4 protein-coding genes and 1 pseudogene are annotated in these 3,600 nt (G+C 58.7%); 3 read left to right on the forward strand and 2 right to left on the reverse strand.

Annotation, left to right across the window (positions count from 1 at the left end; translation table 11 throughout):
- Positions 1-156 precede the first annotated feature (156 nt).
- Both CK221_RS29330 and CK221_RS29340 read right to left on the reverse strand, forming a co-directional pair.
- Positions 157-456: a hypothetical protein gene (locus tag CK221_RS29330; protein ID WP_095780258.1), complete on the reverse strand. Its 300-nt coding sequence runs from the start codon at positions 454-456 to the stop codon at positions 157-159.
- Between the two features lie 871 nt (positions 457-1,327).
- A pseudogene (locus tag CK221_RS29340) lies at positions 1,328-1,574 on the reverse strand (HipA domain-containing protein); the annotation flags it as partial.
- Positions 1,575-1,825: 251 nt separating this feature from the next.
- Between CK221_RS29340 and CK221_RS29345 the strand changes: the two are divergent.
- The 3 genes from CK221_RS29345 (at position 1,826) to CK221_RS29355 (ending at position 2,770) form a co-directional block, all read left to right on the forward strand.
- Complete coding sequence (locus tag CK221_RS29345; RefSeq protein WP_066997278.1) at positions 1,826-2,035, forward strand: cold-shock protein; 210 nt, start codon at positions 1,826-1,828, stop codon at positions 2,033-2,035.
- 105 nt (positions 2,036-2,140) lie between these two features.
- A complete protein-coding gene (locus CK221_RS29350; protein WP_095780261.1) occupies positions 2,141-2,368 on the forward strand; it encodes a hypothetical protein in 228 nt (75 codons plus the stop codon).
- Between the two features lie 99 nt (positions 2,369-2,467).
- Positions 2,468-2,770, forward strand: coding sequence for a hypothetical protein (locus CK221_RS29355; RefSeq protein ID WP_066998590.1), 303 nt, complete (start codon positions 2,468-2,470; stop codon positions 2,768-2,770).
- Positions 2,771-3,600 lie beyond the last annotated feature (830 nt).

The following is a 3,600-nucleotide window of genomic DNA, read 5'->3' on the forward strand; positions in this document are numbered from 1 at the left end:
TCCACGGTCCCCAAATCATCAGGGCAACCAGTGAATCACGCTCCAAACAACCGCGCCAGAACTTCTTCAACAGCCTGCTAGGCCGTCAGTGATGCTGGTGGATCTGGCCGGGATCGCGGTTCTACAACCGAGCGAACAGTTGAACTGCCCGGCTGCTTAGGCGGCCGGGCTTTCTTTTTGGTCGGCGGAGCTGGCCTCGGCTCTCGGGATATACAGGGCGTCGCCCGAGGGGACCTTCGCCCCGAACTGAAGTGAGAACAACAGACGGTTTTCGCCGTCCGTCACATGCATGATCCACGGCGTCTGATGGTTCCAGAAGGACTGCTTTGCCTCATTTATCATTTTGCCCGCGGCGCGCACTGCCTCGACCTGAGCGGCGGCCAAGTCGAGGAGTTCTACGCCGTTCGCGTCGGGAACGAAGGTCCCGTTGTCGACATGGAAGTGATAAGTGGGCATGCGGCTTGGGACTCTTGACACTTCCAACCAAACGGTCTCGGCTGGAATTTGTTTCGATCGCAGCCTTAGCCTTCTCGATCTGGTTAATCAGGCCGGCGGCATCGGCTTCCGGGCCTTTTTATCCGGCAAGATATTCCGCGAAACTTAAAGTCGACCAGCCCCCCAGGGGCACGTGTGGCGTCATTGGATTGAGTGGAGTGAGAGGCTTCAGGGGTCGCAGCGGCCTCAGGGGTTTCAACGGGTTCAGGGGCTGCAATGGATCGGGCCGGCTCATTGGGGCATGGCCGCTTCCGAATGTGACAGGTCGCCCAGCTCGATCCATCAGCGTGGTATAGTCGATCGGGCCCAGCCAACTCAGATTGGAAGCGCTAAATACGTTCCCGCCTCGTACAAAGGCCACGAATTCCAAGCCCGTGTCGAAAATGTTGCCACTATCGTGAAGCCAAGCGACAAGGCTGCAATCGCTATCGAACAACGCAATCATTTCATGTTCCTCGCCCTTCGTCGCTTGCGCTCCGCTTAATGAAGCGAACGAGCGCCGCCATAGTAGCCATGGAAGCAGTTGCCAACTTTTGAAGATCGTCTACCGGGAAGTCGAGCAAGGTGATTTCTCGCTAAGCGGACCTTGTCACCACGGGACGGCTTTTGGCCGCTTAGCGGTTGACTCGATCGCAATGATCGGCCGTGGGCTTTGGATCACGTCACGACGGGTGCCGGCGCGGACCTGAATGTCCGCTCCTGAAAGGTTCGGAACGCGAAGCTGCCGGTCTGCTTACGGTCCATTTCGGTCATTCACCAGGAGGAAGTTGCTGGCTATTTAGGGCTCCATCGTCGATATCTCGAAGCCAGCAACTATTCTCGTCCATCGTCTAGCCCGTTCCGGTAGTCGTGCACGTAGGCAAACTTTTTCCACCGCGAGGCGGTCCCGCAAGTGACAGCGCCATCGCGTCGGTGGGAATATACGGCACGGTTGACAGCATGTCATAAATCGGAGCGAGCCCCGCGCTGTTGCCGTCTCCTCGATAGATCAGCGGCCAGTTCTGCAGGTGCATGCCACCGTTGCCGGTTACAGCAGCAAGGGCCAGACGCCGCACGAACTCGAGAGCCGCAGCGGGCGAGGGCACTGGAACCCAAGGTCACCTTCGACGACACCGAGGAAGGAGCCGCTGCCCGCAGACCGCCTACAGCCATGATGGTCGGAGAGGCTTGCGTTGGCGGTCATTCAAGCCTATGTATCTGCAATCGATGTTTGCTGTTGAACTTGTTTTTGCGCTCCGGCGCCCAACGATCTTCCTCTCAAATCTCGACTATATGACGTTTGGCATGTCGCCAGACGCGAATTTCTATGCCGATTTGAAAGGAAATCGCTATGAACACTGGAACCGTAAAGTTCTTCAATTCGACCAAGGGCTTCGGCTTTATTGCTCCTGAAACGGGCGGCGCGGACGTGTTTGTCCACATCACGGCTGTTGAGCGTGCCGGTATGCGCACAATCGTAGAAGGTCAGAAGCTGAGCTTCGATGTGGTGCAGGACCGCCGCAATGGCAAGAGCGCGGCCGAGAATCTTCGGGCCGCCTAAAGGATACCGCTTCTGGCCCTTGACCACGGATGTACTGGCACTGGCCGTCGAGGCGTTTTGGAAAGGTCGGGCCCGCCCGGCCTTTTTTCGTTTAAGGAACCTATGATGCGCAATGCAATTGCTGAAGCCGTGTTCAAGCCGAAGCCGACAGCTAGGGAGAGCAAGGGCGACGCGACCACACAAGCCGCACGAGAGATCATGGACAAAGAGACCGCAGAGCGCGAGTCAAAGACGCAGCGGCTCAGACTGGCTCGGCTGGCCAAAGAAGCTGCCGCCCCCGCCGGTTTGCCAAAGGCTAAACGTGCATCGGCAAAGCGGCGCGTTGCAGCCTGACCGTAGGGAAGGCACGCGGCTGGCCAGAAGGCTCTCTGGCCGAGCATAGTGCAACATCCGACGACGAACCCAATCCTCAATCACGACCGGCGGTGACCGATGGTGGAAAAATATTCAAACGCGCGAGGGCATTTCTTCGCAGCCGTAAGGGCACTGGCCGCATCGTCGGATGGCATTCAAACGCGGCTGATCGAAGCGAACGAGAGTATCCTCAACGTGACCCTCGACGAGTTCGCGGGCGACCTGGAGCTGAAGCTTAAGTTTGCAAGAATTTTGGACCTCCTGGCCGTTGATCAGGACGACTTGGTCACGGCCGCGGTTGAGACAGCGGCACACATGACCGATTTTGAAGCGGTAAAAGTTGCCGACCTGATCTGCGATTTCTGTTTTGAGCTCACTTAGGCCGACTGCGACCAACTCTTGATGGATCGCGACCGCGGTAATTGCGAAATCAGCCCACTTTCCGAATGGCGCCTGCGCTCATTGCCTCTGCAGCGCTCAGCGCGCATCAGCGCTCCAGCAGGTGCCGCTCGCGCCGGTTTGCCGGGGTCGGGTATGCCCGCCAGCACGTTGCCACGGACCGCTCCGGCTTGTCATAGGCGCGCCGAGCCCCCTGACCAGTTCACCCCGAAGGTTCATATCGAGGATCGAACCTGATGCGTTTCGGTCTCAAGCAGCACAAGCGTTCCCTAACGGTCGGGCAGAGCCCAATCACCCTGCCAGCCGCGACCGTTGCGATCAGCGCGCTATGCGCATCGCCTTGGCGCCGGGCGTCAGGCACGTGAAGCCTGTCGGGCATCACCGCAAGAAGCTCTCCGACCTGGCCCAGAGGCCCCACGCTTGACCAGCCACGGGCGCCTCATGCGGACGTCGCGACAGACGCTGGCACACCCGAGACACAAAGCCACATAGGGCGGTTCTTGCATGAGAGGCTTTCGTAGGCCTGACGGCAGCCGAAACCCTTTAGCCTGTCGGTCATACAGGCTCTGATCTCGCCTAAAAAACAGGCGAAGGCTGACTTCACGAGGAACGTCGCAAACTCGGCTAGGCAGCAACTCGTTGTTCTGATCGCATACGCAGAGCGCTCCTACTCATCCGCGTCACTTTGCTTGCCAAGGTGCGAGATCGGAGCAATTCGCAGGCTCATGCGTTGGTTTTTCAACCCTGCTCGAGAGGATCTCATCATTGGACCCCACCACCGAGCTAGCCAAGTTGCGCCGACATGTCCGCAT

Origin of the sequence: Mesorhizobium sp. WSM3868 (genome assembly GCF_002294785.1) — a bacterium.
In the GTDB taxonomy this organism is placed as follows: Bacteria; Pseudomonadota; Alphaproteobacteria; order Rhizobiales; family Rhizobiaceae; genus Mesorhizobium.

What these genes read in the sequence shown, in the direction of transcription:
- CK221_RS29345 (WP_066997278.1), top strand. Translation starts at nt 1,826, where the DNA reads ATGAACACTGGAACCGTAAAGTTCTTCAATTCGACCAAGGGCTTCGGC.
- CK221_RS29355 (WP_066998590.1), top strand. Translation starts at nt 2,468, where the DNA reads ATGGTGGAAAAATATTCAAACGCGCGAGGGCATTTCTTCGCAGCCGTA.
- CK221_RS29330 (WP_095780258.1), bottom strand. Translation starts at nt 456, where the DNA reads ATGCCCACTTATCACTTCCATGTCGACAACGGGACCTTCGTTCCCGAC.
- CK221_RS29350 (WP_095780261.1), top strand. Translation starts at nt 2,141, where the DNA reads ATGCGCAATGCAATTGCTGAAGCCGTGTTCAAGCCGAAGCCGACAGCT.